Source organism: Blastococcus sp. SYSU DS0828, assembly GCF_054050975.1.
In genome coordinates, this window is sequence record NZ_JBJHAK010000007.1 from 121775 (window position 1) to 148516 (window position 26742).

Consider the following 26742-nt stretch of genomic DNA (forward strand, 5'->3'; position numbering starts at 1 on the left):
CCGCTTGTGAACGCAGGAACAAAGTTGCCGACGCGGCGACGGGCCGTTGACCTGGACCGATCGGGTCACAGGTGTGGTGGAGAGCACGATAACCGCTGGCCGCCCGCCACCCGTACGGGGGGCCCGGGTCCGGCCCCGCCCCGGAACCGGGAGACAGCCGGACGGGGCCGCGCCTCAGTCCAGCCCGAGGTCCCGTCGCAGGCGGGGCACGTCGAGCGTGAAGTAGGAGTGCTCCCGGCCGTCGAGCAGCAGCACCGGCACCCGGTCGCCGTACTCCGCCTGCAGCTCGGGGTCGGCGTCGACGTCCACCCGGACCGGCTCCAGGCCGGCGCGGGCGGCGATCGGGGCCAGCTGCTCGGCGGCGGTCAGGCAGAGGTGGCAGCCGTCGCGGACCAGCAGCTGCAGCCGCTCAGCCATCGGTGGCCTCGCCGGCCGCTGCGCCGACCGGTGCCGCGGCGTCGGTGCCGGTGAGGCCGAGCTCGCGGAGGCGGGCACGGCTGACCTTGCCGGTCAGCGAGTGCGGCAGCGACGGGAGGAAGTGCACCGACGTCGGGACCTTGTACCGCGCGAGCGACTCCGCAGCGTGCCGCTGCAGCTCCTCCACCGCCAGCCGCTCACCCGGCTCGAGGACGACGACGGCCCGCACCGCCGCACCGGTGCGCGGGTCGGGGACGCCGATGACCGCGCTCTCCGCCACCGCCGGGTGCTGCTCGAGGACCCGCTCCACCTCGGCCGGGTAGACGTTGAAGCCGCTGACGAGGACCAGGTCACTGCGCCGGTCGACCAGGTGCAGGTCGCCGTCGGCGTCGCGGTAGGCGAGGTCGCCGGTGCCGAGCCAGCCGTCGGCGTCCGGCCCGTCGGCCCCGTCGGGCCAGAAACCGGAGAAGAGGTTCCGACCGCGCACCCAGATCTCCCCCGGGCCCTCGTCGGCCTCGTCGGCGTCCTCGTCCGCACCGGCGTCCGCGTCCCCGCCGTCGGGCGGGTCCACGGTGCGGGCGCCGACGGTCGCGGTGTCGCGCAGCTCCAGCTCCAGCCCCGGCACCGGGCCACCGATGCACGCGGGCTTGGCCCGGCCGGTGGCCAGGGTGCTGGCCACGACGGGCGCCGCCTCGGTGAGCCCGTAGCCCTCCCACACGGTGACGCCGGCCCGCTCGCGCATCGCCGTCCAGACCTCCTCGGGCAGCGGCGCGGCTCCGGCAGAGGCCACGCGCACGGCCGCGAAGCCACGGCGCAGCTCGGCGTCCGGGTGGGCGGGGTCCTCGAGGTTGCCCGCGTCGGCCGCGGCCAGCCAGGCCTGGTACATCGGCGGGGCGCCCGGCACGGCGGTGACGGCCTCCTCGGCCATCACCGCCAGCGACGCGCGCGGGTCGAAGGTCTCCTGCAGGACGGCGCAGGCCCCGGTGGCCGCGACCAGCCCGAAGCCCGCGTTGAGCCCGTACACGTGGAAGAGCGGCAGCACCAGGAGCACCCGGTCGTCGGGGCGGACCGGCGGCGAGGTCATGGCCAGGCACTGCTGCTGGTTGGCGCGCAGCGCCCCCGAGGTGAGCATCGCGCCGCGCGGCCGGCCGGTGGTCCCGCTGGTGTAGCAGAGGAAGGCCAGCGCGGCGGGGTCGTCGGGCACGGTGGGCGCCGGGCCGTCGGCCGCGGGCGGACCGGGGCAGACCGGCACGCCGGCCAGCGGGTCGCGGACGCCGGGCGCCACCAGGAGCGCGGCCCCGGAGTCGGTGAGGACGTGCTCGAGCTCCGGGTCGGTGTAGGCGGTGTTCACAGGGACGACGACGAGCCCGGCGCGCAGACCGCCCAGCACCGCCCGCAGCCAGTCCGGCCCGTTCGGCAGCTGCACGGCGACGCGGTCGCCGGCGGTCAGCCCGCGGTCGGCGTACCCCGCGGCCGCCCGGTCCGCCGCCGCGTCCAGCTCACCCCAGCTGAGCCGGCGGGCCCCGGTCACCACCGCCGGGGCGTCGGGGTCGCGCTGCGCGGCGGCGCGTACCAGCGCGGCCAGCGACGTGCCTGCCTCGGACACGGACATCTCCTGTCGTCGGTGCGGCGCAGCCCCGGTCGGGGGACGCGTGGGACGCGCCCGGGTGGGCTGCCGTGGACGGCCAGGGGCGATGTTGTCACCATGGGGCCTGCGACGCAGCCCATGCGCGCCGTGACGGCGCGCGTGGCGAACGAGGACGGTCCAGGCACAGCGGGCCGACGAGGAGGTCGAACGCCCGCATGCCGCACCCCCTGGACGCCGGGCGGCCGCCCGGTGCCGGCCCCCGCCCGCGTCCGAGGCCGTTCCCCCGCGCGAGCGCGGAGGAGCTGCCGGTCGCTGGAGCGCTCGCCTCGCTCACCGGCCCTCCGGCCGCGCCGGACGACGACGCCGATCCCCTCCCCGTGGAGGTCGCCGCGGAGCTCGCCGACGCCGGTGCGGGCCTCGTGGCGGCCGGCGACGTCGACGTGTGGGGGCTGGTCCGCCGGGCCCAGGGCGGGGACGCCGAGGCGTTCGGGCGGCTCTACGACCGCTACGTGACGCTGGTGCACCGGTACGCCTACCACCGGGTCGGCGACCGCGCGACGGCCGAGGACGTCACCAGCGAGACGTTCGTGCGGGCGCTGCGGCGCATCGACTCGCTGTCGTTCCAGGGTCGTGACGTCGGCGCCTGGCTGGTGACGATCGCCCGGAACATCATCCGCGACCAGGTGAAGAGCAGCCGCTTCCGGCTGGAGGTCAGCACCGCGGACATGCGGGACGCCGACCGGGCGACCGACGGGCCCGAGGACGCCGTGCTGCAGCACCTGACCAACGAGGAGCTCCTGGCGTGCGTGAGGCAGCTGGGGGGCGAGCAGCAGGAGTGCATCGTGCTGCGTTTCATGCACGGTCTCTCCGTCTCCGAGACTGCCGAGATCATGGGGAAGAAGGACGGCGCGATCAAGGCGCTCCAGCACCGGGCGGTCCGGCGGCTGGCGAGCCTGCTCCCCGACGGGCTGCGGTGACCGCACCCAGGGGCCGGGCCGTAACCGGCCGGTCCGCTCCATCGTTGGACACGGGGCGGCGGACCCTCGCCGGGATGCGGACGAGCGCCGAGGCGAGGACGGGAGGTGGCGGGTGATCCGGCCCGAGAACGGCTCGACCATGACCGGTCCCCCGTCCGCACCCGACACCGGGGCGGCGCTGGCCGCTCGCCTCGAGAGCCTCGCCGCTCAGCTCGACACCGACCCCGAGCCGCGGTACCGGGCCCGCGCCCGCGCCCGGCTGGTGGCGATGGCTGCCGTCCGCACCCCGGAGCCCGCCGGCCGTTCGCTGCGCCGGCGGTTGCTCGCGGCTCGCGCGGTGGACCGCCCGCCGGCCCGGTGGCGGGGACGGCTGACCGCGGGGCTCGCCGGCGCCGCGGTCGGCGTCACCGGCCTGGCGGCCCTCGTGGCCGTGGCGGCCGGCGCGCAGCCGGGCGATCCCCTCTACGACCTCAAGCGCGGCACCGAGCAGACGCAGCTGGCGCTCGCCGGCGACAGCCGCGGCCAGACCCTGCTGGAGCTGGCCAGCACGCGCCTGGAGGAGCTCGCCCTCCTCGCCGCCGCCGGGGAGCCGGCGCTCGTCCAGCACACCCTGCGGGCCATGGACGAGCACACCGCCCAGGGGGCCACTTGGCTCACCGGGCGCGCCGTGGAGCTCCGCGACGCCGCACCGCTGGACACCCTGGCCCGCTGGGCCGCCGCGCACTCGGGCGGGCTCGCAACGCTGTCGGACGACGTCCCGGCGGCCGCCGCACCGGCCTACGGGGAGTCCACGGACCTGCTCCGCGCACTGACCGCCCGGGTCGAGGGGCTGCGCGCGGCGCTGCAGTGCTCCGCGGGCCCCGCCGTCGTCGGGGACGACGCGCTCGGCCCGGTCCCCGGCCTCTGCCTCACCGCCGCCCCGCCCGCGGTGGTCGACGAGTCCCCGGCCGCGGTTCCGCCCCACACCGACACCGACACCGACACCGACACCACCGTGCCGCCGTCGGCCGGGCCCGCCGAACCCGCCGCACCCGCCGCACCGCCCACCCCCTCCGAGCCCGGTAGCACCCCTGCGGGCACACCGCAGGCGCCCGGGCCGGGCAGCGCGCCCACCGGTGGCGCCACGGCGACGCCCGGCGCCCCCCGCCCGTCGGTGCCGGCCCTGCCGGTGCCCGGCGGGCCCGGCGGGCCCGGACCGGTCAGCAGCACGACCCGGCCGGCGCCCCCACCGGTGCTCGACGTCCCACTGCCCGGTCCGCTGAACCTCTGCCTGCCGCCGCTGATCACGATCGGCGAGTGCTGACCACGACCTGACCCCGGGCCACCGGCCCGGCTAGGGTCGCAAGGACGGTGCGCCGGGCCGGCCGCAGGCGCAGTCCCGGCGCACCGGGCCGGATCGAGTGAGGGAGGTCGCCGTGCCGCGACTGTCGGTGCGCGGTCGCCGTGCCGCGCAGTCCGCCGAGGAGACCCGCGCCCACGTCGCCGGCGCCGCGTCGGCGGCGGCGGCGGAGGTGGCGAGCCCGACGGCCGTCGAGCCCGACCTCACCGCTGCGGCGTTCTTCGACGTCGACAACACGATGATGATCGGCGCCTCGCTGTTCTGGTTCGCCCGCGGCCTCGCCGCCCGCAAGTACCTCACCAGCCGCGACATCGCCCGCTTCGCCTGGCAGCAGGCGAAGTTCCGCATCGCCGGCAACGAGAGCGCCGACGACATGCTCACCATCCGCGAGAACGCGCTCGCCTTCGTCGCCGGCCGCGAGGTCTCGGAGATCATGCAGGCCGGTGAGGAGATCTACGACGAGCTGATGGCCGACCGCATCTGGTCGGGCACCCGCGCCCTCGCGCAGAAGCACCTCGACGCCGGTCAGCGGGTGTGGCTGGTGACGGCCACGCCGGTCGAGCTCGCGTCGATCATCGCGCACCGGCTCGGGCTGACCGGGGCGCTGGGCACCGTCTCCGAGATCGTCGACGGCCGCTACACGGGGCGGCTGGTCGGCGAGCTGATGCACGGACCGGCCAAGGCGGAGGCGGTGCTGGCCCTCGCCGAGCGGGAAGGCCTGGACCTGTCCCGCTGCACCGCCTACAGCGACTCGGCCAACGACCTGCCCATGCTGTCCCTCACCGGCACGGCAGTGGCGGTCAACCCCGACACCGAGCTGCGGGCGGTCGCCCGCGCCCGGGGCTGGACCATCCGCGACTTCCGCACCGGGCGGAAGGCCGCGAAGATCGGCGTGCCGACGGTGGCCGCCGCCGCGCTCTCCGGCGGGCTGGTCGGTGGCGCGCTCGCCCTGCGCCGCCGCAACAAGCTGCCCTGGTGAAAAAGGACCCTCGTCCTCCCACGCCTCGCACGCTCGGCGCGGGCCCCTGACGAGGGCCGTTCCAGCACCTCACCCCAGGGCACGCCCCGCACGCTCGGCGCGGGCCCCTGACGAGGGCCGTTCCAGCACCTCACCCCAGGGCACGCCCCGCACGCTCGGCGCGGGCCCCTGACGAGGGCCGTTCCAGCACCTCACCCCAGGGCACGCCCCGCGCGCTCGGCGCGGGCCCCTGACGAGGGCCTTCAGCTGAAGACGCTCCTGCGGCGCAGGAGCAGCTGGTAGAGCGAGTGCTGGATGGTCTCCCGCACCTGGTCGGTCAGGTTGAACACCAGCATCGGGTCCTCCGCGGCGGCCGGTCCGTAGGACGCCGTCTCGATCGGCGCCCCGAAGGCGATCAGCCACTTGGAGGGCAGCGGCACCAGGCCCAGCGGGCCCAGCAGCGGGAAGGTGGGGGTGATCGGGACGTACGGCAGGCCCAGCAGCCGCGCCGCGGTCCGGGCATTCCCGATCATCGGGTAGATCTCCTCGGCGCCCACGATCGCGCAGGGGATGATCGGCGCCCCGGTGCGCAGTGCGGCGGACACGAAGCCACCCCGGCCGAACCGCTGCAGCGTGTACCGCTCCCGGAACGGCTTCCCGATGCCCTTGAAGCCCTCGGGGAAGACGCCCACCAGCTCGCCGCTGGTGAGCAGCCGCTCGGCGTCCTCGTTGCACGCCAGGGTCGCGCCGAACTTGCGGGCGAGCGCGCCCACGACCGGCAGCTCGAACACGAGGTCGGCACCGAGCAGCCGGAACCGGCGGTTCGCCGGGTGTTCGTCGTGCAGCGCCACGGTCGTCATGAGCGCGTCCACCGGCAGCGTGCCGGAGTGGTTGGCCACCACGAGCGCCCCGCTGTCGGCCGGCACGTTCTCCAGGCCGAAGGTCTCCACGCGGAACCACTTCTGGAACAGCGGGCGCAGCATGGGGAGCAGCACGTGATCGGCCAGGTCGGGGTCGAAGCCGAACTCGTCGGTCTCGTACTCGCCGGTGAGCCGCCGCTCCAGGAAGTCGATCCCGCCGACGACCTGCTCCTCCCAGCCCGGCGGTGCCGACGGCGCGGCCACGCGCGGCTCGTCCTCGTCGGGACGCAGCCGGATGACCCGGGCCTCAGGCATCGCGCACCGCCCGGAGGTCCGGCGCCGGTGGGGCCGGGCGCAGCCGCTGCTCGACGGCCGAGGCGGTGTCGCCGAGGCGGCCCAGCACCGAGCGCAGCCCCCCGCCGACCGCCCGGACCGCAGCGGGGTCCAGGAGCGGGGTGACCGTGCGCGCGTAGTCGGCGAGCGCCGCTGCCGTGCTGTAGCGAGGGGTGTAGCCGAAGGAGGTGCGCAGCACCGTGGTGTCCACCACCCGGCCGAAGTTGAGGAAGCGCATCTGCTCCGGGGAGTAGTCGACGAAACCGAACCGGCGCGAGAGGCGCCCGACCGACCCCAGCGCGGGTGAGGGGAGCGGCACCTCGACACGGCCGAGGCGGCGGATGGCCTGCGAGAGCAGCAGGGTGCCCTCGCCGCCCACGTTGACGGTGCCGACGAAGTCGCCCGCGGTGGCGCGGGTGAGCACCGCCAGCGCGTCGTCCTCGTGCAGCAGCTGCACGCGGGCGTCGTAGCCCAGGGCGGTGGGGACCAGCGGCATGCGCAGGAACCCGGTGAGCAGCGAGTCGATGCGCGGACCGATGAAGTTGGTGAAGCGCAGGACGGCCACGTCGACGTCGGGACGCCGGCGGCCGAAGGAGCGCACGTAGCCCTCGATGTCGACGCTGTCCTTGGCGAACCCGCCCGAGGGCACCTGCCGGGCCTGCATCGCCTCGGTGAACACGGCCGGGTCGCGGGAGGACGCGCCGTAGACGGCGCTGGTCGACTTCAGCACGAACCGGCGCACCGAGGGCGCCCGCTGGCAGGCCGCGAGCAGCTGCATCGTGCCGATGACGTTGAGCTCCTTCATCGGCACCCGTCCACCGGAGCCGGCGGGCGTCGAGCTGATGTTCATGTGCACGACGGTGTCGACCGACGCCGTCGCGATGACCTTGCCGATCAGCGGATTGCGGATGTCGGCCCGCACGAACTCGGTACGGCCCAACCGGCGCAGCATGGCCGGGGAGGGCGGGACGGTGTCCACGCCGATGACCCGCTGGATGCGCGGATCGGTGGCGAGCTCGGCCGCCAGCGCGCCGCCCAACCACCGGCTCACGCCGGTGACGAGGACGACCGCGGGCGGCACGAGCCTCAGCTCACTTCTTGTTGCGGCGCTGGACGCGCGTCTTCTTCAGCAGCTTGCGGTGCTTCTTCTTAGCCATCCGCTTACGCCGCTTCTTGATGACCGAACCCACGTGTGTGCTCCCGACTTCGTCGCTAGATGATCAGCTCGCACGCGACAGCGGGACCGCATCCCGGTGTCGCCCGGCGACCGAGCGTACCCGAGCCGCCCCGCGGTGACGCTGCAGCACGGTCACCCCCGGGCGACGCTGCGGCTGACGCCGTCATCCTCCGGGCGCCGTCGCGGGCGGCTGCCGGCCCTGTCGCGCAGAGCCGGCCCGCACCCCCACCCGGGAATCCCGGCAGGGTCACCAGGGCGACACCACAGCCGCGCGCCGGCTCCCGTCGGGTGGAGCCGGCCCTCGGCCCCGTCCGGAGGCTCACCCCGAGCCCGCGAGGGGTGAGGAGGACGGGGCCCTCTCCCAGGCGACGACGTTGTCGCCGGCGCTCTCTCAGGCGATGTCGGTGTAGGCGTCGCGCAGGTAGTCCTGCACGGCGCGCTCGGGCACGCGGAACGAGCGGCCGACGCGCACGGCGGCGAGCTCACCGGCGTGGACCAGGCGGTACACGGTCATCTTGGAGACGCGCATCATCGAGGCGACCTCGGCGACGGTCAGGAAGGTGACGGCGGCGCGGGGGGCCGGGACGGCCGGGCGACCGATCGGCATGGCGGCCGGGTGCTGCGCGGGGACGGGGCGCCCCATGGCGGCGGCCGTCATCGGACGGCCCATCGGGCGGGGGACGGGCATCCCCGGACGGACGACGGTGGCGGCAGCGTGAGCGGCGTGGCGCTGGGGCATGGTCATGTCTTCGTCTCCGGAACCTAGCTCGTGTCGTGGCGCCGGCTTCCCCACCGGCAACTGAACACGCACGCGCTGGTACTGAGAGTAAGGGGGCGTGCGTGACGGAAGCGATGGTTGAAACGAACAGGCGGACCGGTCCGTCCTAGGCAGAACTACACCTATGCAACACGGTGCACACGCGTTTCGGCGCGTTTCGCGACACGGTGAGAACTCGGTGACGCAGCGTCGCCCACTTCCTCGCCTCCGTGCACTAGCGTGTTCGCCCGCTCACGCACCGTCCGGTCGATCTGTCGACTCGGGAAGGCGCCGGCACTGCGTCCTACCGGGTCGACGTCAGGACTTGTCGGCACCCAGCTCCACAGAACGGGCGTGCGCCGCCTCGATGGCCGCCATCAGCGCCGCACGGACGCCGTGCTTCTCCAGCTCCCGGATCGCGGCGATGGTCGTGCCGCCCGGGCTGGACACCGCCTCGCGCAGCTGGACGGGGTGCTCCCCCGAGTCGCGCATCATCACCGCCGCGCCCAGCGCCGTCTGCACGATGAGGTCGGCGGCCAGCGCGCGGGGCAGGCCCAGCAGGATGCCGGCGTCCACCATCGCCTCGACCAGGTAGAAGAAGTACGCCGGCCCGCTGCCCGACAGCGCGGTGACGGCGTCCTGCTGCGACTCCGGGACCCGGCGGACCTGCCCGACGGCGGCCAGCAGGGCCTCCGCCTCGTCCAGGTGCTCCTCACCCGCGTGCGCACCGGCCGACAGCACGCTCATGCCCTCGTCCACCAGCGCCGGGGTGTTCGGCATCACCCGCACCACCGGGACGCCGGGGGGCAGCGCGGCCTCGAGCCGCGCGGTGGGCACCCCCGCGGCGACCGAGACGACCAGGTGCCCGGTGTCGACGTGCTCGGTGACCAGGCCGAGGAGCGTGTCGATGTCCTGCGGCTTCACCGCGAGGAGGAGCACGCGCGCCCGGGCCGCGGCGTCGGCCAGCGACACCGCCGGCACGCCGTAGCGCCCGGTCAGCTCCGCGGCGCGCTCCGCGCTGCGCTCGACGACCAGGATCCCGTCGGCCCCGCCGCGCCGGACCAGGCCAGAGAGCAGCGCCTCACCGATCTTGCCGCCGCCGATGATCGCCAGGCCGCGGCGGCCGGTGGCCGTCACGACCGCCCACCCGCGACGGGCACCTGCGCGCGGACGGCGCAGCCGGCGGCCGGTAGGCGGCGGTCCTCGGTCGATTCTCCCCAGGGCATGACGTGCTCCCAGCTCTCGGGCGCGCGGCCGCTCCCGGCCGCGCGCTCTCCGGTGATGGCGATCGGTCGCGGCTGGACGGACGCGACGGCCGGTCCCCCGTCGCCGGCCACCACGACGACCGGGCAGCGAGCGGGCCCACCGGGGAACCGGCGGCGCGGGTGGACGGGCACGCCCGAAACCGTAGTGCTCCGGCGTGTGCCGGCTCAGGGCGCCGGGTAGCGCCGCCGTCATGGCAGGAGAACTGGACGGGATGAGGGTGGCCGTGCTGGCCACCGACGGTGTCGAGCAGGTCGAGCTGGACCGGCCCTGGCAGGCGCTCGAGGAGGCCGGTGCCGAGCCGGAGCTGGTGTCGTTCTCGACCGGCACGATCACCGCCTACGACCACATCGACAAGGGCGAGCACCGCACGGTGGACACCGACCTCGGGTCGGCGGACCCGGACGACTACGCGGCGCTGGTCCTGCCGGGCGGCGTGATCAACGGCGACTTCGTGCGCGCCGACGCCGACGCGGTGACCTTCGTCAAGGCCTTCTTCGAGGCGGGGAAGCCGGTGGCGGCGATCTGCCACGCGCCCTGGGTGCTGATCGAGGCCGACGTGGTCCGCGGCCGGCGCATGACCTCCTGGCCGTCACTGCAGACCGACCTGCGCAACGCGGGCGCGAACTGGGTGGACGAGGAGGTCGTCGTCGACGGGAACCTGATCACCAGCCGCAAGCCCGACGACCTGGACGCGTTCGGGGCGGCGATCGTCGAGGAGTTCGCGGCCTCGCGCGACGCCGAGCCGGCCGACGCCTGACGGCGGATCAGGACGTCGCGAGGAGGGTGGCCGCCGGGGCGATGGTCAGCAGGGTCCCGGCGAACACCAGGACGGCGAGCAGCCGGGCGCCGACCGGCTCGGCGCCCTGGCGCTCCCGCCACACGTTGACCCCGCTCACCAGGCCGGCGACCGCGAGCGGGGCGAGGAAGACCGCCAGGTGCGGGATCATCTCCCACAGCACCGTGGCCGCGAAGTAGATGCCCACCCCGGCCGCGAGGGCGATGACCAGCTCGCCGGCGAACCGGAGCCAGGCCAGCGCGCTCTCCCGCGGGGTGACGTCCAGGTCGGCGTCCGGGTCGCCGGCCCGCACGACCGGGATCGGCCCGGTCGAGGGGACGCCGTCGCGGGACGACTTCTCGGTGGCCGGCGCGTCGGTGACCGATGCCTCGCGGGCGGGCCGGCGCGTGGCCGTGCGCTGCGCGCCGGCGGCCTCGGCGGGCCGCCGCAGCGGCGGCACCGGACCCGAGGGGTGCGGCACCCCGGGCTTGCGGTCCGGCCGCAGGCCGGGGATCGCGGCGGTCACCGGGTCGGCGGCCCGGCCCGACGCCCGGGCCCCGTGACTGCGCGCCGGGGCCGGCTCCGGCAGCTGCGCGTCGCTGCGCCGCCGGCCGTACCCGGAGCGGTCGACACCGGCGTCCGCGCGGCGCTGGCGGATCCCGGTGTCGTCCTCGTCCTCGACCCGGCGACGGCGGGCGGTGCGGGCGGCGGACTCGATGCCTGCCTCCCGCAGGATCTCGGCGAGCGAGCGACCTCCCGTGTCCGGGTTCCAGTCCGGCTCGGCCATCACGCGCCTCCCAACGAGTCCAGCCTGCGCAGGATGACTCCCTCGCGCAGCGCCCACGGACAGATCCGCACGGACGGTACGTCGAGCGCACGCAGAGTAGCGGCAGCCACGACCGCACCGGCGGGAACCTGGTGCGCCCGCGCGGCGGACACGCCCGGCAGCTCGGCCAGCGCCGACGAGCCGATGCGCGAGACGAAGCCGACCAGCTGACCCAGCCCGGTCGCGGTCAGCTCCCGGGGGACGCGCAGCCCGGCGCCCGACGGCGCGGCCCCGGCGAGCCGGGCGAGGGTGCGGAAGGTCTTGCTCGTGGCGGCCACCAGGTCCGGCGGACCGGCCGCGGCGATCTTCTCCGCCGCCGGCCCGAGCAGGTCGGCGGCGTGCGCGGCGAGCTCGTCCAGGGCTGCGAGGTCGGGGCGTCCACCCTCCTCCGCCCGGGGCAGGAACCGCCGCGTCATCCGGCCCGCCCCCAGGGGGAGGGAGAGGGCCACCTCGGGGTCCTCGTCGATGCCCGCGGCGAGCTCCAGGGAGCCCCCGCCGATGTCGAGCACCAGCAGCCGGCCGGCGCTCCAGCCGAACCAGCGCCGGACGGCGAGGAAGGTCAGCCGCGCCTCCTCCTCGCCGCTGAGCACCTGCAGCTCCACACCGGTGCGCCGCTGGACCCGGTCCAGCACCTCCAGGCCGTTGGCCGCCTCGCGGATGGCCGAGGTGACCAGCGCCATGAACTCGTCGCAGCGCTGCGCCTCCGCCTGCGCGCGGGCGTCCTGGACCGCCTGGAGGAGCGCCTTCTCCCCCGCCTTGGACAGCACGTCGTCGGGCCCCACGTGCTCGGCCAGCCGGAGCACCGACCTGTCGTCGTGCATCGGCGTGGGGTGCGCACCGCGGTGGGCGTCCACCACCAGCAGATGCACGGTGTTCGATCCGACGTCCAGCACACCCAACCGCATGCGAGCGATTCTGCCTGGCCCCCTCCAGAGGCTCGCGCCGAGCGGAGCGAGGCGTGCGGCCGCGGGGGGCCTTCTAGGCTGGCCCGGTGCGAAACGAGCCTCCCGACGAGGTCGACCCGGACTTCCCCCGCGAGTGGGTGGAGTTCCCCGATCCCGCCGACCCCGAGCACGTCGTCCGGGCGGACCTGACCTGGCTGACGTCGGCGTGGACGTGCGTCTTCGGCCGGGGCTGCGCGGGCGTCGTCGAGGGCCGGGCGGACGACGGCTGCTGCAGCCACGGGGCCTTCTTCACCGACGAGGACGACCTGCACCGGGTGACCGCCGCGGTGGCCGACCTCACCGGCGAGGACTGGCAGCTCGCCCCGATCGGGCGCGGCGCGTGGACCGAGGAGGACGGCGCCGACGACGAGGACGCCACCCGGTCGCTCCGGACCCGCGTGGTGGACGGCGCCTGCGTCTTCGTGAACCGGCCGGGGTTCTCCGGCGGCACGGGGTGCGCGCTGCACCGGATGGCGCTGCGCACCGGCCTGCACCCCCTCACCACCAAGCCGGACGTGTGCTGGCAGCTGCCGGTCCGCCGCGAGCAGGAGCACGTGGACCGCCCCGACGGCACGCGGGTGCTGGTCTCGACGATCGGTGAGTTCGACCGGCGCGGGTGGGGGCCCGGGGGTGCCGACCTGCACTGGTGGTGCACCGGCTCCCCGACGGCGCACGTCTCCCCCGAGCCGCTGGTCGAGACCTACGCCGCGGAGCTGGTCGCGCTGCTCGGGGCGCCGGCCTACGAGGAGCTACGCCGGCTGGCCGAGCTCCGGCTCGACCTGGGCCTGATCGCCCCGCACCCCGCCAGCCCGGCGCTCGCCGGGCCGGTACCCCTCCAGCTGCACCGGCGGCGCCCCGACGCGTGACGCCCCGCCGGTCCGGAAGGTCTGCCGGTAGGAGCGCGGGGAGACCCCGCGCCGGCGGGCGAACTGCTCGCGGAGCCCGGCGGCGGTCCCGAAGCCCACCAGCCGGGCGATCTCCTCGACGGGCGCATCGCTGTTCTCCAGCAGCTCCTCGGCCGCCGCCAGCCGCTGCGCGAGCACCCAGGCGTGCGGCGTCGTCCCGGTCGTGGCCTTGAACCGCCGGGCGAAGCTGCGCGGGCTCATCAGGGCCCGGCGCGCCAGGACGTCGACCGACAGGTCCTCGGCGAGGTGCCGACCGGCCCACTCCAGGACGACGCCCAGCAGGTCGTCGGAGCAGGCGGGGACCGGGGCGTCGACGAACTGCGCCTGACCGCCGTCGCGGTGCGGTGGGACGACCATCTCCCGGGCGAGCGCGTTCGCCGCTGTCGCGCCCCACTCGCGGCGCACCAGGTGCAGCAGCGCGTCGACGCCGGCCGCCGTCCCCGCACCGGTGATCACCTGCCCGTTGTCGACGTAGAGGACGGCAGGGTCGACGTCGAGAGCGGGGAACCGCGCGGCGAGCTCCCCGGCGTACTTCCAGTGCGTGGTCACCCGCCGCCCGTCCAGCAGGCCGGCGGCGGCGAGCACGAAGGCCCCGGTGCAGTGGCTCACCAGGATCGCGCCGCGGGCGGCAGCGGCCCGCAGCGCGTCCAGCAGCTCCGCCGAGGGGTCCTCCTCGAACACCTCCCAGGCGGTGATCAGCACGATGCCGGAGCGCGCCAGGCGGTCGAGGCCCTGCTCGACGACGATCGGGATGCCGGTGTCGGTACGGAGCACGCCGGGCCGCTCGGTGACCAGCCCGAAGTCGAAGACGGGCAGGCCGAGGGCGCGGCGGTCGTAGCCGAACACCTCGGCGGCGACCCCCACCCCGAAGCTGCCGACGAGACCGTCGGCCACGACGGCGCTGACGACGACGGGAGCGGCGCCGGTGCCGGGCGCGGTGCTGGGCATGCGCAGATGATGGCAGAAACCATGCGATGTCGGTCGTTCCTGCCACTCGTCCCGCCGGCCCGACCGGCGCAGGCTGCCGGCATGCTGCTGATCACCTGCCCCGTCACCCGCTCCGACGAGCTGGTCGCCGACCGGCGGATCCGGTCGGTCACCAACCACCCGACGCACATCGCGCTGCACGTCGAGTGCCCCGCCTGCGGCGCCGTGCACGCGTACCGGACCGGCCGCCGCTGGGAGGCCGCCCGGGCCGCGCGCGCCGCCGCACCCGCCCGGGAGGCGAGGGAGCTGCACCCGGCCTAGGATCGAACACATGAGCGAACCGAACGCCGCGGACCAGACCACCGAGAAGGACCCGGACGAGTGGGTCACCGGTGACGAGCCCGCCACGGGCGCGCAGAAGAGCTACCTCGAGACGCTCGCCCGGGGCACCGACGAGGAGATCCCGGAGGAGATCTCGAAGGCCGACGCCTCGAAGAAGATCGACGACCTGAAGTCGTAGGACCCCGGCCCCGTCCCGGGTCCCACCCCGAGCGTGCGAGGGGTGGGGAGGACGGGTGTCCTTCCTCAGGCCTCCAGCTTGTAGCCCAGACCCCGCACCGTCAGCAGGTACTTCGGGTTCGCGGGGTCGGGCTCGAGCTTGGCCCGCAGCCGCTTCACGTGGACGTCGAGGGTCTTGGTGTCGCCGACGTAGTCCGATCCCCACACCCGGTCGATGAGCTGGGCCCGCGTGAGCACCCGGCCGGCGTTGCGGAGCAGGAACTCCAGCAGGTCGAACTCCTTCAGCGGGAGGGCGACCTGTTCCCCGTCGACCGCGACGACGTGCCGCTCGACGTCCATCCGGACCGGCCCGGCGGTCAGCACCCCGCCCTCGACGGGCGCCGCCTCCGCGGCCTCGCCCCGGCGGCGCAGCACCGCGCGGATGCGCGCGACCAGTTCGCGCGCCGAGTACGGCTTGGTCACGTAGTCGTCGGCACCGAGCTCGAGGCCGACGACTTTGTCGATCTCGGCGTCCTTCGCGGTGAGCATGATGATCGGCACGTTGCCGCGGGACCGCAGCGCCCGGCAGACCTCGGTGCCCGGCAGGCCGGGGAGCATCAGGTCGAGCAGCACGATGTCGGCGCCGCCGCGGTCGTACTCCTCCAGCGCATCGGGCCCGGTGGCGGCCACGACGGTCTCGAAGCCCTCCCGCCGCAGCATGTAGGACAGGGCGTCGGAGAAGGACTCCTCGTCCTCGACGACCAGGACTCGGCTCATGGGGTCTCGCTCTCCAGTTTCTGCGTTGCGGGGACGGACGACTCCGCCGCCGGGTTCTCGGCGGGGCCGGCGAGCGGGATGCGCAGGGTGAACGTCGAGCCCAGCCCTTCCTCGCTCCAGACGGTCACCGAACCACCATGGTTGCTGGCGACGTGCTTGACGATGGCCAGGCCCAGCCCGGTTCCCCCGGTGCTGCTGGCGCGGGACTGGTCCACCCGGTAGAAGCGCTCGAACACCCGGTGCCGGTCCGCGCGTGGGATGCCGATGCCGCTGTCGGTGACGGCGATCTCCGCGAACCCCGACCGCGCCCGGGCGGCAACCGCGACCCGGCTCCTGCCCTCGCTGTAGGCCACCGCGTTGGCCAGCAGGTTGGTCACCGCCGTGACCAGCTGGCTCTCCACCCCGCGCACCACCAGCCCATGCTGCCCGCCGACCACGATCTCCAACTCCTTGGCGCGGGCGGCGGTGCGTGTGCGGTCGACCGCCTCGCCGAGCACCCGGTCGACCTCCACGGGCACCAGGTCGGGCAGCGGCTCGCCGCCCTGCAGCCGGGAGAGGTCGATCAGCTCCCGCACCAGCCGACCCAGCCGGTCGGCCTCGTGGGTGATCCGGGCCGCGAAGCGCTGCACCGCCTCGGGGTCGTCGGCCGCCCCCTCGATGGCCTCGGCGAGGAGGGCCAGCGCCCCCACCGGCGTCTTGAGCTCGTGCCCCACGTTCGCGACGAAGTCGCGGCGCACCGCCTCCACCCGCCGCGCCTCGGTGACGTCCTGGAGCACCAGCGCGACCGGGCCGGGCGGCGGGGTCGTGCCGCCGTCGAGGCGCACGCCGTGCACACCGACCAGCCGCGGCCCCCCGCCGACCACGTCACCGGGCAGCCGGACGTCCACGCGGCGGGAGCCCCCGCCGCGCACCGCCCGGGCGAGCGTCAGCAGCTCGGGCACCAGCAGCCGGGTGCCCCGCACGATGCCCAGCGCCCGGGCCGCCGGGTTGGCCAGGAGCACGGCGTCGTCGATGCCGACCACCACGACCGCCGGATCCATCAGCTCCACCAGCCGCCGAGCCAGCACGTCCTCGGGCAGCGCGACGGCCGCCCCGTCGAGGGGGCGGCGCCCCAGCTCGCGGCCGGAACGGAGGATGATGGCGGCGGCCACCACCCCACCCAGGAGGAGGCCGACCACCAGGGCGACCAGTGGACTCACGGCCCAGATGCTAGGTGTGCCGGGGCCGGGCACCATGATCCGGCAAGAGGTTCACCGCTCGGACGGGTCAGTGTTCACCGGCGATAGGGCCGGAGTTCACCCCTCAGCGGCCGGAACGGTCCCCGGCGCGCCTACCGTCGCCGGGGAATCACGACGAGAGGACGACCGTGCGGGACACTTACCACGAGGAACTCGAAGACATCAACACCTGCCTGGTGGAGATGGCCAACTCCGTGGGCTCGCAGATGAGCACCGCCACGACGGCGCTCCTCGACGCCGACGTCGCCCTGGCCGACCGGGTCATCGCCGGCGACGACCAGATCGACGCCACCCGGGAGAGCATCGAGCAGCGCACGTTCACCCTGCTCGCCCGCCAGCAGCCGGTGGCCGGCGACCTGCGGACCATCACGGCGGCCATGCGGATCGTCGCCGACCTCGAGCGCATGGGCGACCTCGCCGCGCACATCGCCAAGGTGGCGCGCATGCGGTTCCCCGACCACGCGGTGCCGCAGGAGGTGCGCCCGTCCTTCCTGGAGGCCGGCAACGTGGCCGAGCTGCTCATCGCGAAGACGGCGACGGTGATCGCGAAGCGGGACATCGAGGCGGCGCGGGAGCTGGAGACCGACGACGACGCGATGGACCAGATCCACCGCGGCCTGTTCCGCCAGCTGCTGAGCGAGACCTGGCCGCACGGCATCGAGTCGGCCATCGACATCACGCTGCTGGGTCGGTACTACGAGCGCTTCGCCGACCACGCGGTCAGCGTGGCCCGGCGGGTCTGCTACCTGGTCACCGGCGAGCGCTGGGAGTCCGAGGCGACCGCATCGTCGTCCTGACGAACGGCACCGCGGTCTGGAGCCGCTCCCTGCTGGGCTGAGCCCGGCGCTGCCGACTTCCCGGGGACTTCCCCGGGTTCCCCCTCCGTCGCAGCGCCCGCAGGGGGCGGCTCCCGCGCTTCCTCACCGACCCCTGCGGGGCCGGCCCGTCAGCGCTTGCCCTGGTTCTTGACGGCTTCGATGGCGGCCGCCGCGGCGTCGGGGTCGAGGTACTCGCCGCCCGGCTTCACCGGCCGCAGGTCGTCGTCGAGGTCGTAGCGGAGCGGCACCCCGGTCGGGATGTTGAGGCCGACGACCTCGTCCTTCCCCATGTCGTCGAGGTGCTTCACCAGCGCGCGCAGGCTGTTGCCGTGGGCGGCGACCAGCACGGTCTTCCCCAGCCGCAGGTCCGGCACGATCGCGTCGTACCAGTACGGCAGCATCCGGACGACGACGTCGGCCAGGCACTCGGTCGCCGGGCGCGCCTCCGGCGGGAGGAACGAGTAGCGGGCGTCGCCGTCCTGGCTGTACTCGCTGCCCGGCTCGATCGGCGGCGGCGGGGTGTCGTAGGAGCGGCGCCAGGTCATGAACTGCTCCTCGCCGTACTCGGCGAGCGTGGCGGCCTTGTCCTTGCCCTGCAGCGCCCCGTAGTGCCGCTCGTTCAGCCGCCAGGAGCGCTGCACCGGGATCCACTGCCGGTCGGCCTCGTGCAGCGCCAGCTCAGCGGTCATGATCGCCCGGCGCAGCAGCGAGGTGTGCGAGACGTCGGGCAGCAGCCCGTGCTCGGCCATCAGCCGTCCGCCGCGGGCAGCCTCCTCGCGCCCCTTCTCCGTGAGCGGCACGTCCACCCAGCCGGTGAAGAGGTTGGCCTTGTTCCACTCGCTCTCGCCGTGGCGGAGCAGCACCAGGGTTCCCGTCGAGGTCGTCACGGCGATCATCCTGCCCGACGCCGCCGCCACGGGCAGCAGGGCCGTCAGGCCAGGGCCAGCTCCCGCTCGCCGTCGCGCGCCCAGCACACCGCCGCGGTGACCTCCTCGCTGCCCGTGGGCACGGCGAGGGCCGCGCCGCGGCCGGGCACCGGTGCGGCGCACCCTCGTCAACACTCCGTTGCGCTATCGGGTCACTGCGTGGCCGAGGACACCCGTCTCGGCCGGCCCGGCAGCCAGAGCAGCACCACCACCGCCGCGACGAGGGTCGCGGCCGCCGTCCCGATGGCCGTCAGGTGCATCGCCGTGACGAACGCCTCCCGGGCGGGCTCGATCACCGCGGTCGCGGCCCGCGCGACCTCCGGCGTCCCCTCGGCCTGCGCCCGGCGCACGGCGTCCAGCGTGGCGACGACCGACTGCCGGGCGTCGTCGCGCGCACCGGCCGGGAGCCCGTCGGCCACGGACCCCAGCTGTGCGGAGTAGGTGGCGGCCAGCAGGGAGCCCAGGATCGCGACGCCCAGGGCGCCGCCCACCTGCCGCACCGAGTTGTTGACCGCGGCACCGGCGCCGGCCTTCTCCCGCGGCACCACGGACATGATCGACTCGGTCGCGGGGGCCATGACCGCGCCCATGCCGAGCCCCTGCACGGAGAGCACCACCAGCAGCAGCCAGACGGGGGAGGTGAGGTCGAGCAGCTGCACCCCGAGGAACGACAGGGTGATGAGCAGGAAGCCGGTCGCGCAGACGGCCTTGGCCCCGAACCGCTCGGCCAGCCCGGAGCTGCGGGGCGCCATGAGCGCCATGCCGAGCGCGACCGGGATCAGCGCCGCGCCGCTCTGCAACGGCGAGTAGCCGCGCGCGCCCTGCAGGTAGAACACCAGGTAGAACGTCGCGCCGAGGAGCGCGAAGAAGTTCAGGCCGAGGGCTGCTGCGGCGGCGGAGAAGGCCGGGTTGCGGAACAGCGAGACGTCGAGCGCGGGGTGGGCCGACCTGCGCTGCAGCCAGACGAAGACGGCCAGCAGGACCAGACCGCCGAGCAGGGGTACGAGGACGCCCGGCGTCGTCCACCCCGCTCCCCCGCCGCCGTGGATGATGCCGTAGACGAGGCCGGCGAGCGCGACGATCGACAGCAGCACGCCCGGCACGTCCAGCCGGCCGGGGTTTGGGTCCCTCGACTCCGGGACGAAGGCGAGCACGGCGACGATGCCCAGCGCCGCCACGGGGACGCCGACGAGGAAGACCGCGCCCCACCAGAAGTGCTCCAGGACCGCGCCCCCGGCCAGCGGGCCGCCGGCGACGGCGATCCCGGCCGTCCCCGCCCAGACGCCGATGGCGCGCCCGCGCTCGCGGGGCGGGAAGACGTTGGTGATGACCGCCAGCGTCGTCGGCTGGACCGCCGCCCCGCCGATGCCCATCACCGCCCGCCAGGCGATGAGCTCCAGGGGGCTGTCGCTCAGCGCGGCGAACACCGACCCCACGGCGAAGATGCCCAGCCCGATCAGCAGCACCCGCCGGCGGCCGATCCGGTCGCCGATGACGCCCCAGGTGAACAGCAGGCCGGCGAACACGAGGATGTAGGCGTCGACGACCCACTGGAGCTCGCCCTGGCTGGCCTCCAGCTCCCGCTGCAGCGTCGGGAGCGCGACGTTGAGGATCGTGTTGCCCATGATCACCACGAGCAGGCAGACGGTCATGGTGGCCAGCACCCACCACCGGCGGGCGTAGCCGGGCCCCGCGCCCTCGCCGGGTGCCTCGGCACCCGGCTGCGACCTGTCCGTCGCCGTCACGCCCCGGGCGCCGGGTCGGCGCCCCGCCCTCCCGCGGCCGGGCGGCGCGAGGGGTCGGCGAAGGCCGCGAACGCCTCCAGGTTGCGCAGCGACTCCCCGCGCTTGACCCGCCACTCCCACTCGCGGCGGATCGACGTGCCGAACCCGATCTCGAGCATGGTGTTGAAGTGGTCGTCGGCGTAGCTGAGGACCGCCCCGAGGAGCCGGTCGAGCTCCTCGGGCGTGACGGCGGCGTGCGGCAGCCGGCCGGTCAGGTACACGTCGCCGACGGAGTCGATCGAGTACGAGACGCCGTACATGCGGGCGTTGTGCTGCAGCAGGTAGGTCCACAGCTGCTCGCGGTTCTCGTCGGGCTGGCGGCAGACGAACGCCTCCACGCGCAGCGCGTGGTCCCCGACGATGAGCCCGCAGACCGTCTTCAGCTTCTTCGTCCCCGGCAGCTCCACGAGCCACGTGCCCGGCCTCGGGTGCTCGTGCACCAGCTCGCTGTCGCGCAGGGTCCGGTCGATGACGGCGTCGAGCTCCTCGATCGTCCGGTTCACCGCGCGACCCCCATCCCGGGCAGGGCCCGCAGCGGCCCACCCCGGCGGTCGCGCACCGGGCGGGCCGGCGGCGCCGCCATGTCGGCGGCCGCGGCGACGTAGGCGTCGACGAGCGCGTCGGCGGTGCGGTCCCAGGAGAAGCCGGCCGCGTGCCGGCCGGCGCCCGCGGCCAGCAGCTCCCGGCGGGCGAGGACCGAGCGCACCGCGGCGGCGTAGTCGTCGGCCCGGTGGCCGTCGACCAGCACACCGGAGACACCGTCGCGCACCGCCGTCGGCAGGCCGCCCACGGCCGCCGCGACGACGGGGGTGCCGCAGGCCTGCGACTCCAGCGCCACCAGGCCGAAGGACTCGTTGTGGCTGGGGACGACCGTCACGTCCGCGGCCCGGTAGAACTCGGCCAGCCGCGCGGGCGGCTGCGGCGCGTGGAAGCGGACGACGTCGCCGATGCCCAGCGAGCGGGCCAGCTGCTCGAGCTGCCGGGGAGCGTCCAGGCCCGTGCCGCTGGGCGCACCGACCACGTGCACCTGCAGCCGGGAGCGCAGCGCCGGGTCGTCGGCCAGCAGGCGGGCCGCGGTGTGCAGCAGCACGTCGGGAGCCTTGAGCGGCTGGATGCGCCCGACGAACAGCAGCACCACGGCGTCGTCCGGGACGCCGATCGTGCGGCGGGCCGCCGCCCGGCTGCCCGGCCGGAACCGGTCGAGGTCGACCCCCGGCGGGACGACGAGGGTGCGCGCGGGGTCCGCGCCGTAGAGGCGCACCAGCTGGCGGGCCTCCTCGTCGGTGTTGGCGATCAGCCGGTCGGCCTCGGCCACCACCTGCTCCTCCCCGATCACGCGGGCGCGGGGCTCGGGGCGGTCGCCCGCGGCCAGCGCCTCGTTCTTGACCTTGGCCAGGGTGTGCGCGGTGTGCACCAGCGGCACCCCCCAGCGGTCGCGGGCCAGCCAGCCGACCTGCCCGGAGAGCCAGTAGTGCGAGTGCACGACGTCGTAGTGGCCCGGCTCGTGCTGGGCCTCCGCGCGCAGCACCGCGGCCGTGAACGCGCAGAGCTGGGCGGGCAGCTCCTCCTTGCCCAGGCCCTCGAACGGCCCGGCGCTGACGTGCCGCACGGTGACGCCGGGGGTCACCTCCACCACCGGGGGCAGCTCGCTGGAGGTGGCGCGGGTGAAGACGTCGACCTCGATGCCCTGGGCGGCCAGCCGGCGCGACACCTCGACGATGTAGACGTTCATGCCGCCGGCATCACCGGCACCGGGCTGGTCCAGCGGGCTGGTGTGCACCGACAGCGTCGCCACGCGCGCCGGGCGGCCGGCCCGGGGGAAGCGGCGAGCGGGCACGAGGGACCTCCGCTCTGCTCTGCGAGGGCCCCGACCGGCACCCCTGTCGGTGCTCCATCCTGCAACAGCGCCAGGATGGGCACATGTCAGGTTCCTCACCCCCGGCCCCCGCGGGGGCCGGCGCCCTGCCCGGTACCGGCCGCACCGCCGTCGTCACCGGCGCCTCGAGCGGGATCGGCGCGGCCACGGCCCGCCGGCTGACCGCCGAGGGCTTCGACGTCGTCGTCGGCGCCCGCCGCCTCGACCGTCTCGAGGCGCTCGCCTCGTCGATCGGGGCCCGGGCCCTCCCCCTCGACGTGACCGACCCCGGCTCGGTGGAGGCGTTCACCGCCGCCCTCGACCGCGTCGACGTGCTGGTCAACAACGCGGGCGGGGCGTTCGACACCGCGCCGGTGGCCGAGGCCGACCTGGACTCGTGGGCGCGCACCTACGAGGTGAACGTGCTCGGGACCGTGCGGCTCACGAAGGCCCTGCTGCCGGCGCTGCGCGCCAGCGGTGCCGGGGACGTGCTGTTCGTCGGCTCCACCGCGGGGCTGATCTCCTACGAGGGCGGCGCCTCGTACACGGCGGCCAAGCACGGGGTGCACACGCTGGCCGAGACGCTGCGGCTGGAGCTGTGCGGCGAGCCGGTCCGGGTGATCGAGATCGCCCCCGGCATGGTGAAGACGGAGGAGTTCTCGCTCAACCGGACGGGCTCGCAGGAGCGGGCCGACGCCGTCTACCGCGGGGTGCGCGAGCCGCTGGTGGCCGAGGACGTCGCCGACTGCATCGCGTGGGCGGTCACCCGCCCGCACCACGTCAACGTCGACCTGCTCGTCGTGCGGCCGCGCGCCCAGGCCGCACAGCACAAGGTGGCCCGGGAGGAGTGACGATGCAGATCCGCGAGGCGACCGGCGACGACTGGCCGGCGATCCACCCGATCTTCCGTGCGGTCGTCGACGCCGGGGAGACCTACGCCTATCCCGCCGGGCTCTCCTCCGAGGAGGCGCGGGCGCTGTGGATGGAGCCCCCGCCCGGACGCACGTTCGTCGCCGTCGACGGCGACCGGGTGCTGGGCAGCGCGAAGACGGGCCCGAACCGGCCGGGTCGCGGCTCCCACGTGGCGACGGCGAGCTTCATGGTCGACCCGGCGGCGCAGGGCCGCGGCGTGGGCCGCGCCCTCGGCGAGCACGTGGTCGCGGCGGCGCGCGCGGACGGCTACCGGGCGATGCAGTTCAACGCCGTCGTCGAGACCAACACGGCGGCCGTGCGCCTGTGGCGGTCACTGGGCTTCCGCGTCATCGGCACCGTGCCGGAGGCGTTCGAGCACCCCGAGCACAGCTACGTCGGCCTCCACGTCATGCACCTGGACCTGACCGGCGGCTGACGGCACGGTCGCGCCGGGTGGGGCCCGGAGGCGCAACTCAGCGGCTCAGCGCGATGGGGGGACGGCAACTGGTGGCGGTGTCGCCCGGTAGGGCGACGGGGTCGTCGGCTCGCGCTCCAGGGTGACGCCGAACCGCTCCCGCACGGTGCCGACCACCCGATCGGCGAAGGCCAGCAGCTCCGCCGCCGTCGCGCCGTCGGAGGTGGTGAGGGCCAGGCTGTGCCGTGACGACGTCCCCACCCGCCCGTCCCGGGTGCCGCGGCCGAAGCCGGCGTGCTGCACCAGCCACGCGGCGCTGAGCTTGACCAGGCCGTCGCCGGCCGGCCAGCTGGGGCACCCCTCGACGGCGTGCCCGGCCGGCACGACCGGGTTGGTGAAGAACGACCCGGCGCTGCGGCAGTCGGGGTCGGCCGGGTCCCAGACCATCCCCTTGCCGCGGCGCAGCGCCAGGACGGCGTCGCGGACGGCGGCCAGCGGCGCCCGCTCACCGATCTCGACGCCGAGGGACCGGGCCAGCTCCGCGTAGCCGACCGGCCGGGAGAGCTCGCCGGGGTGCAGCGCGAAGGCCACCTCGAGGACGACGAACCGGCCGGGCTCGCGCTTGAGCCGGCTGTCCCGGTAGGCGAACCCGCACTCGGCCGGCGCGAGCGTGCGCTCGGCCTTCTCGGCGCGGTCGTACACGCGCACGCCGGTGATGGTCTGCGCGACCTCCTGGCCGTACGCGCCGACGTTCTGCACCGGCGTCGCCCCGGTCGACCCGGGGATCCCCGACAGCGCCTCCACGCCGGCCAGCCGGTGGGCGACCGTGTAGGCGACCAGCGCGTCCCAGTCCTCCCCCGCCTGCACGGTGAGGCGATCGCCCGCCCGCTCGATCCCGCGGGAGCGGACGGCGACCACGTCACCCCGCCACCCCTCGTCCGGGGCGATGAGGTTCGAGCCGCCGCCGATGAGCAGCAGCGGGCGGCCGGACTCGTCGGCGTCGCGGACCGCTGCCACGAGCTCGGCGGCCGTCTCCACCTCGATCAGCCGCTCGGCGGGACCGCCCACGGCCAGGGTGGTCAGCTCCGCCAGCGGGACCCCGGATCGCACCTGCACGGGGACGACGGTAGCCCGGACTAGGCTCGCACCCGGTGAGCGAGCCGGGCAACGACCACAAGCGCCGGGCCTCGCTGTCCCCTCAGCCGCAGCGCAAGGCGCCCCGGCTGGCCGCGGGGCGGGCGCGGGCACTGGGCCTGCCCACCCGTGGGACCACCAACGCCAACCGGCTGCGCCGGGTCGACCGGTGGCTGGTGGCCACGCAGGTGCCGCGGCTGCGTGACGCCGCTCGTCCGCTCGTCGTGGACCTGGGCTACGGCTCCTCCGCCGTGACGACGCTGGAGCTGGTCGAGCGGCTGGGCCCGGAGGTCGCCGGCCTGGAGGTCGTCGGGCTGGAGATCGACCCGGCGCGGGTGGCGGCCGTGGCCGCCGACCGGGATCCGCCGCGGGTGGACTTCCGGGTGGGCGGGTTCGAGCTGGCCGGGCTGCGGCCGGTCCTGGTGCGGGCCTTCAACGTGCTGCGCCAGTACGACGAGGAGTCCGCGGCGCGCGCCTGGGACACCATGCGCGGCGCGCTCGCCCCCGGCGGGTTGATCGTCGAGGGCACCTGCGACGAGTGGGGGCGGCGCTCGGCCTGGGTGGCGCTGGACGCCGACGGCCCGCTCACCCTGACGCTCGCGGCGCGCGTCTCCGACATCGCGACGCCGTTCGATCTCGCCGAGCGGCTGCCCAAGGCGCTCATCCACCACAACGTGCCCGGCCAGCCGGTCCACGAGTTCCTGCGCGCCTTCGACGCCGCCTGGGCCGCCGCCGCCGGGATGAGCGCCTTCGGCCCCCGCCAGCGCTGGACGACGGCGGTGGAGGCGCTGGGCGCGCAGGGGTGGCCGCTGGTGGGCTCCAGCCGGCGCTGGCGGCACGGCGAGATCACCGTGCGGTGGTCGGCGGTCGCCCCGGTCTGAGCCGGCCTCAGCCCTCGTCCGGCACCGGCGTCACCGGGCACTCGACCACCACGGCGGCCATCCCGGTGCCCGATCCGCTGTCGTGCAGCTCGCCGGGCTCCCAGAGGACGGCGTCCCCCGCCGCCAGCGCCACCCGGACACCGTCGGCGCCGGCCGCCCAGCCCTCCCCGGAGACCACCGCGAACAGCTGCCAGAGGCGCGTCTCGTGCCGGCCCAGGACCGCGCCGGCCGCGAAGGTCACCAGGTGCACCGCGAAACCGGGCACCGACTCCGGCACCCGGGCCGGCGAGACCATGGACACCCCACGGCTGCCGAAGGCGGTGATCTCCCGCGGCGGCAGCTCGACCCGGCGCACGTCGGGGACGGTAGCCGCCCGAGCGCCGAGGGTCCCCCCGGGAACGCTCTGCCTCTGCTCCCAGGTGGGAGCAGAGGCGGAGTCTCGCCGGACCCCTGTACCGCCGGCCGTCCCGGACGCCCGCGCGCCCGCAGGTGGGACCATGGCCTGCGATGTCAGCGGGGACGGCCGAGCGCCGGGTGGGGACGGCGCACCGGTGAGGACTCCCCCGGGGCCGGTCCCCGTCGACGGCGGCACCGCGGAGCTGCTCGCCGACGCCGACCGCGACGGCTCGTGGGTGCTGATGGTGAACGGCACCCCGCAGTCCCACGTGGACCTCGCCGACCCCACCCACCTGGAGTTCGAGTACGTCCGGCGGATCGGCCACGTGCTGGACCTGGCCGACGAGCCCGGCGCCCCGCTCGACGTGGTCCACCTCGGCGGCGGCGCGCTGACGCTCCCCCGCTACGTGGCCACCACGCGCCCCGGGTCGCGCCAGCGGGTCGCCGAGATCGACCAGCCCCTCACCGACCTGGTGCGCGAGTTCCTGCCGCTGCCGCGCGCCGCCCGGGTGCGGGTGCGGGCCGCCGACGCCCGCGAGGCCCTCGCCGCGCTGCATGCGGACAGCGCCGACGTCGTCGTCACCGATGTCTTCGCCGGCGCCCGCACGCCCGCCCACCTCACCACCGTCGAGTTCGCCGGCCAGGTCGCGCGGGCGCTCCGGCCCGGGGGCGTCTACGCCGCCAACGTGGCCGACGGGCCGCCGCTGCGCTTCGCACGCGGCCAGGTCGCCACGCTCCGCACCGCCTTCCGGCACGTCTGCCTGCTCGCCGAGCCGGGCATCCTGCGAGGCCGGCGCTTCGGCAACCTGGTCGCCGTCGCCTCCGACGCCGAGCTGCCGCTCGCGGAGCTCAGCCGCGCGTGCGCCCGCGACCCGATGCCGTCGCGCGTGGTCGACGGCATCGAGCTGGACCGGTTCACGGGCAACGCCCGGCCGGTCCTCGACGCCGATGCGCAGCCCTCGCCCGAGCCACCCGCCGGCGTGTTCGGCCGCTGACCACCCGACCGTCTGCGCGGAACCCGAGGCCACGAGGACGAGACGAACTCGTCGCACGGACCTA

The 26742-nt window shown here is 75.4% G+C and carries 31 protein-coding genes; 12 read left to right on the forward strand and 19 right to left on the reverse strand.

What is annotated here, in order from left to right; genetic code table 11:
• Nucleotides 1–174: 174 nt before the first annotated feature.
• The gene (locus ACI79Q_RS08030) at nucleotides 175–417 is read right to left on the reverse strand and encodes a glutaredoxin family protein (RefSeq protein WP_456589134.1); all 243 of its coding nucleotides are present in this window, start codon (nucleotides 415–417) and stop codon (nucleotides 175–177) included.
• The gene (locus ACI79Q_RS08035) at nucleotides 410–2023 is read right to left on the reverse strand and encodes an AMP-binding protein (RefSeq protein WP_456614509.1); all 1614 of its coding nucleotides are present in this window, start codon (nucleotides 2021–2023) and stop codon (nucleotides 410–412) included. Before ACI79Q_RS08035 ends, ACI79Q_RS08030 begins: the two co-directional genes overlap by 8 nt.
• Before the next feature lie 197 nt (nucleotides 2024–2220).
• Between ACI79Q_RS08035 and ACI79Q_RS08040 the strand changes: the two genes are divergently transcribed.
• The 3 genes from ACI79Q_RS08040 (at nucleotide 2221) to ACI79Q_RS08050 (ending at nucleotide 5300) form a co-directional block, all read left to right on the forward strand.
• On the forward strand, nucleotides 2221–2982 hold the full coding sequence (locus ACI79Q_RS08040) for a sigma-70 family RNA polymerase sigma factor (RefSeq protein ID WP_456589136.1): 762 nt from the start codon (nucleotides 2221–2223) through the stop codon (nucleotides 2980–2982).
• A gap of 139 nt (nucleotides 2983–3121) precedes the next feature.
• Entirely contained in the window at nucleotides 3122–4285 is a 1164-nt protein-coding gene (locus ACI79Q_RS08045) for a DUF5667 domain-containing protein (protein WP_456614510.1), read from the forward strand.
• A 112-nt stretch (nucleotides 4286–4397) separates the two neighbouring features.
• Nucleotides 4398–5300 carry an HAD family hydrolase gene (locus ACI79Q_RS08050; RefSeq protein WP_456589138.1) on the forward strand — a complete coding sequence of 301 codons (903 nt, stop codon included), beginning with the start codon at nucleotides 4398–4400 and terminating at the stop codon, nucleotides 5298–5300.
• Nucleotides 5301–5542: 242 nt separating this feature from the next.
• Here ACI79Q_RS08050 and ACI79Q_RS08055 read toward each other — a convergent pair whose 3' ends face one another.
• From ACI79Q_RS08055 to ACI79Q_RS08080, 6 genes are all read right to left on the reverse strand, one after another.
• Nucleotides 5543–6454, reverse strand: a complete 912-nt coding sequence (locus tag ACI79Q_RS08055) for a lysophospholipid acyltransferase family protein (RefSeq protein WP_456599591.1) — start codon at nucleotides 6452–6454, stop codon at nucleotides 5543–5545.
• A complete protein-coding gene (locus ACI79Q_RS08060; protein WP_456599590.1) occupies nucleotides 6447–7553 on the reverse strand; it encodes an NAD-dependent epimerase/dehydratase family protein in 1107 nt (368 codons plus the stop codon). Before ACI79Q_RS08060 ends, ACI79Q_RS08055 begins: the two co-directional genes overlap by 8 nt.
• Before the next feature lie 10 nt (nucleotides 7554–7563).
• Nucleotides 7564–7662, reverse strand: coding sequence for a 30S ribosomal protein bS22 (locus tag ACI79Q_RS08065; RefSeq protein ID WP_012854759.1), 99 nt, complete (start codon nucleotides 7660–7662; stop codon nucleotides 7564–7566).
• A 378-nt stretch (nucleotides 7663–8040) separates the two neighbouring features.
• Complete coding sequence (locus ACI79Q_RS08070; protein ID WP_456589141.1) at nucleotides 8041–8394, reverse strand: helix-turn-helix domain-containing protein; 354 nt, start codon at nucleotides 8392–8394, stop codon at nucleotides 8041–8043.
• Nucleotides 8395–8724: 330 nt separating this feature from the next.
• Nucleotides 8725–9543: a pyrroline-5-carboxylate reductase gene (proC, locus tag ACI79Q_RS08075; protein WP_456614511.1), complete on the reverse strand. Its 819-nt coding sequence runs from the start codon at nucleotides 9541–9543 to the stop codon at nucleotides 8725–8727.
• The gene (locus tag ACI79Q_RS08080; protein ID WP_456589143.1) at nucleotides 9540–9803 is read right to left on the reverse strand and encodes a hypothetical protein; all 264 of its coding nucleotides are present in this window, start codon (nucleotides 9801–9803) and stop codon (nucleotides 9540–9542) included. The genes proC and ACI79Q_RS08080 overlap by 4 nt, the downstream gene beginning before the upstream one ends.
• A gap of 59 nt (nucleotides 9804–9862) precedes the next feature.
• Between ACI79Q_RS08080 and ACI79Q_RS08085 the strand changes: the two genes are divergently transcribed.
• Nucleotides 9863–10429, forward strand: coding sequence for a type 1 glutamine amidotransferase domain-containing protein (locus ACI79Q_RS08085; RefSeq protein WP_456589144.1), 567 nt, complete (start codon nucleotides 9863–9865; stop codon nucleotides 10427–10429).
• Between the two features lie 7 nt (nucleotides 10430–10436).
• Here the strand turns inward: ACI79Q_RS08085 and ACI79Q_RS08090 are convergent, their stop codons facing one another.
• Both ACI79Q_RS08090 and ACI79Q_RS08095 read right to left on the reverse strand, forming a co-directional pair.
• The gene (locus ACI79Q_RS08090; RefSeq protein WP_456589145.1) at nucleotides 10437–11234 is read right to left on the reverse strand and encodes a hypothetical protein; all 798 of its coding nucleotides are present in this window, start codon (nucleotides 11232–11234) and stop codon (nucleotides 10437–10439) included.
• Nucleotides 11234–12178 (reverse strand): Ppx/GppA phosphatase family protein, encoded by a 945-nt coding sequence (locus ACI79Q_RS08095; RefSeq protein ID WP_456589146.1) that lies wholly within the window; start codon nucleotides 12176–12178, stop codon nucleotides 11234–11236. Before ACI79Q_RS08095 ends, ACI79Q_RS08090 begins: the two co-directional genes overlap by 1 nt.
• A gap of 86 nt (nucleotides 12179–12264) precedes the next feature.
• Here ACI79Q_RS08095 and ACI79Q_RS08100 point away from each other — a divergent pair, with 86 nt between their 5' ends.
• Nucleotides 12265–13083, forward strand: a complete 819-nt coding sequence (locus tag ACI79Q_RS08100; protein ID WP_456614512.1) for a hypothetical protein — start codon at nucleotides 12265–12267, stop codon at nucleotides 13081–13083.
• Here ACI79Q_RS08100 and ACI79Q_RS08105 read toward each other — a convergent pair.
• Entirely contained in the window at nucleotides 12967–14070 is a 1104-nt protein-coding gene (locus ACI79Q_RS08105; protein ID WP_456589148.1) for a GlxA family transcriptional regulator, read from the reverse strand. The two genes, ACI79Q_RS08100 and ACI79Q_RS08105, sit on opposite strands and share 117 nt — an antisense overlap.
• A gap of 81 nt (nucleotides 14071–14151) precedes the next feature.
• Between ACI79Q_RS08105 and ACI79Q_RS08110 the strand changes: the two genes are divergently transcribed.
• Complete coding sequence (locus ACI79Q_RS08110) at nucleotides 14152–14370, forward strand: hypothetical protein (RefSeq protein ID WP_456589149.1); 219 nt, start codon at nucleotides 14152–14154, stop codon at nucleotides 14368–14370.
• 10 nt (nucleotides 14371–14380) lie between these two features.
• Nucleotides 14381–14569 (forward strand): DUF3072 domain-containing protein, encoded by a 189-nt coding sequence (locus tag ACI79Q_RS08115; RefSeq protein WP_456589150.1) that lies wholly within the window; start codon nucleotides 14381–14383, stop codon nucleotides 14567–14569.
• A gap of 65 nt (nucleotides 14570–14634) precedes the next feature.
• Here the strand turns inward: ACI79Q_RS08115 and ACI79Q_RS08120 are convergent, their stop codons facing one another.
• Together ACI79Q_RS08120 and ACI79Q_RS08125 are read right to left on the reverse strand one after the other, a co-directional pair.
• A complete protein-coding gene (locus tag ACI79Q_RS08120) occupies nucleotides 14635–15324 on the reverse strand; it encodes a winged helix-turn-helix domain-containing protein (protein WP_456589151.1) in 690 nt (229 codons plus the stop codon).
• On the reverse strand, nucleotides 15321–16523 hold the full coding sequence (locus ACI79Q_RS08125; protein WP_456599587.1) for a sensor histidine kinase: 1203 nt from the start codon (nucleotides 16521–16523) through the stop codon (nucleotides 15321–15323). The genes ACI79Q_RS08120 and ACI79Q_RS08125 overlap by 4 nt, the downstream gene beginning before the upstream one ends.
• Nucleotides 16524–16690: 167 nt before the next feature.
• Here ACI79Q_RS08125 and phoU point away from each other — a divergent pair, with 167 nt between their 5' ends.
• A complete protein-coding gene (gene phoU, locus ACI79Q_RS08130) occupies nucleotides 16691–17359 on the forward strand; it encodes a phosphate signaling complex protein PhoU (protein ID WP_456589153.1) in 669 nt (222 codons plus the stop codon).
• 149 nt (nucleotides 17360–17508) lie between these two features.
• On the opposite strand, the gene ACI79Q_RS08135 is transcribed toward phoU, so the two are convergent.
• The 4 genes from ACI79Q_RS08135 to mshA all read right to left on the reverse strand — a co-directional run bounded on the left by ACI79Q_RS08135 (nucleotide 17509) and on the right by mshA (nucleotide 21927).
• Nucleotides 17509–18267: a phosphoglyceromutase gene (locus ACI79Q_RS08135; protein WP_456589154.1), complete on the reverse strand. Its 759-nt coding sequence runs from the start codon at nucleotides 18265–18267 to the stop codon at nucleotides 17509–17511.
• 191 nt (nucleotides 18268–18458) lie between these two features.
• Nucleotides 18459–20051, reverse strand: coding sequence for an MFS transporter (locus ACI79Q_RS08140; RefSeq protein WP_456589155.1), 1593 nt, complete (start codon nucleotides 20049–20051; stop codon nucleotides 18459–18461).
• Entirely contained in the window at nucleotides 20048–20593 is a 546-nt protein-coding gene (locus ACI79Q_RS08145; RefSeq protein WP_456596248.1) for a YbjN domain-containing protein, read from the reverse strand. Before ACI79Q_RS08145 ends, ACI79Q_RS08140 begins: the two co-directional genes overlap by 4 nt.
• Nucleotides 20590–21927 (reverse strand): D-inositol-3-phosphate glycosyltransferase, encoded by a 1338-nt coding sequence (gene mshA, locus ACI79Q_RS08150; protein WP_456596247.1) that lies wholly within the window; start codon nucleotides 21925–21927, stop codon nucleotides 20590–20592. Before mshA ends, ACI79Q_RS08145 begins: the two co-directional genes overlap by 4 nt.
• An 83-nt stretch (nucleotides 21928–22010) precedes the next feature.
• Between mshA and ACI79Q_RS08155 the strand changes: the two genes are divergently transcribed.
• Both ACI79Q_RS08155 and ACI79Q_RS08160 read left to right on the forward strand, forming a co-directional pair.
• The gene (locus ACI79Q_RS08155) at nucleotides 22011–22796 is read left to right on the forward strand and encodes an SDR family oxidoreductase (protein ID WP_456596246.1); all 786 of its coding nucleotides are present in this window, start codon (nucleotides 22011–22013) and stop codon (nucleotides 22794–22796) included.
• Between the two features lie 2 nt (nucleotides 22797–22798).
• Entirely contained in the window at nucleotides 22799–23293 is a 495-nt protein-coding gene (locus ACI79Q_RS08160) for an N-acetyltransferase family protein (RefSeq protein ID WP_456614513.1), read from the forward strand.
• A gap of 45 nt (nucleotides 23294–23338) precedes the next feature.
• Here ACI79Q_RS08160 and ACI79Q_RS08165 read toward each other — a convergent pair whose 3' ends face one another.
• Nucleotides 23339–24520: a UDP-N-acetylmuramate dehydrogenase gene (locus ACI79Q_RS08165; protein ID WP_456614514.1), complete on the reverse strand. Its 1182-nt coding sequence runs from the start codon at nucleotides 24518–24520 to the stop codon at nucleotides 23339–23341.
• On the opposite strand from ACI79Q_RS08165, the gene ACI79Q_RS08170 reads away from it, so the two are divergent.
• Nucleotides 24424–25287: a class I SAM-dependent methyltransferase gene (locus ACI79Q_RS08170; RefSeq protein ID WP_456589161.1), complete on the forward strand. Its 864-nt coding sequence runs from the start codon at nucleotides 24424–24426 to the stop codon at nucleotides 25285–25287. The two genes, ACI79Q_RS08165 and ACI79Q_RS08170, sit on opposite strands and share 97 nt — an antisense overlap.
• A gap of 7 nt (nucleotides 25288–25294) precedes the next feature.
• Here the strand turns inward: ACI79Q_RS08170 and ACI79Q_RS08175 are convergent, their stop codons facing one another.
• Nucleotides 25295–25642 (reverse strand): cupin domain-containing protein, encoded by a 348-nt coding sequence (locus tag ACI79Q_RS08175; protein ID WP_456614515.1) that lies wholly within the window; start codon nucleotides 25640–25642, stop codon nucleotides 25295–25297.
• Nucleotides 25643–25838: 196 nt separating this feature from the next.
• Here ACI79Q_RS08175 and ACI79Q_RS08180 point away from each other — a divergent pair, with 196 nt between their 5' ends.
• On the forward strand, nucleotides 25839–26678 hold the full coding sequence (locus ACI79Q_RS08180; protein WP_456614516.1) for a spermidine synthase: 840 nt from the start codon (nucleotides 25839–25841) through the stop codon (nucleotides 26676–26678).
• Nucleotides 26679–26742: the final 64 nt, after the last annotated feature.

Coding starts and splice junctions, on each gene's coding strand:
- ACI79Q_RS08155 (WP_456596246.1), top strand. CDS start 22,011: ATGTCAGGTTCCTCACCCCCGGCCCCCGCGGGGGCCGGCGCCCTGCCC.
- ACI79Q_RS08120 (WP_456589151.1), bottom strand. CDS start 15,324: ATGAGCCGAGTCCTGGTCGTCGAGGACGAGGAGTCCTTCTCCGACGCC.
- ACI79Q_RS08085 (WP_456589144.1), top strand. CDS start 9,863: ATGGCAGGAGAACTGGACGGGATGAGGGTGGCCGTGCTGGCCACCGAC.
- ACI79Q_RS08095 (WP_456589146.1), bottom strand. CDS start 12,178: ATGCGGTTGGGTGTGCTGGACGTCGGATCGAACACCGTGCATCTGCTG.
- ACI79Q_RS08090 (WP_456589145.1), bottom strand. CDS start 11,234: ATGGCCGAGCCGGACTGGAACCCGGACACGGGAGGTCGCTCGCTCGCC.
- ACI79Q_RS08115 (WP_456589150.1), top strand. CDS start 14,381: ATGAGCGAACCGAACGCCGCGGACCAGACCACCGAGAAGGACCCGGAC.
- ACI79Q_RS08160 (WP_456614513.1), top strand. CDS start 22,799: ATGCAGATCCGCGAGGCGACCGGCGACGACTGGCCGGCGATCCACCCG.
- ACI79Q_RS08055 (WP_456599591.1), bottom strand. CDS start 6,454: ATGCCTGAGGCCCGGGTCATCCGGCTGCGTCCCGACGAGGACGAGCCG.
- ACI79Q_RS08110 (WP_456589149.1), top strand. CDS start 14,152: ATGCTGCTGATCACCTGCCCCGTCACCCGCTCCGACGAGCTGGTCGCC.
- ACI79Q_RS08030 (WP_456589134.1), bottom strand. CDS start 417: ATGGCTGAGCGGCTGCAGCTGCTGGTCCGCGACGGCTGCCACCTCTGC.
- ACI79Q_RS08105 (WP_456589148.1), bottom strand. CDS start 14,070: ATGCCCAGCACCGCGCCCGGCACCGGCGCCGCTCCCGTCGTCGTCAGC.
- ACI79Q_RS08045 (WP_456614510.1), top strand. CDS start 3,122: ATGACCGGTCCCCCGTCCGCACCCGACACCGGGGCGGCGCTGGCCGCT.
- ACI79Q_RS08040 (WP_456589136.1), top strand. CDS start 2,221: ATGCCGCACCCCCTGGACGCCGGGCGGCCGCCCGGTGCCGGCCCCCGC.
- ACI79Q_RS08070 (WP_456589141.1), bottom strand. CDS start 8,394: ATGACCATGCCCCAGCGCCACGCCGCTCACGCTGCCGCCACCGTCGTC.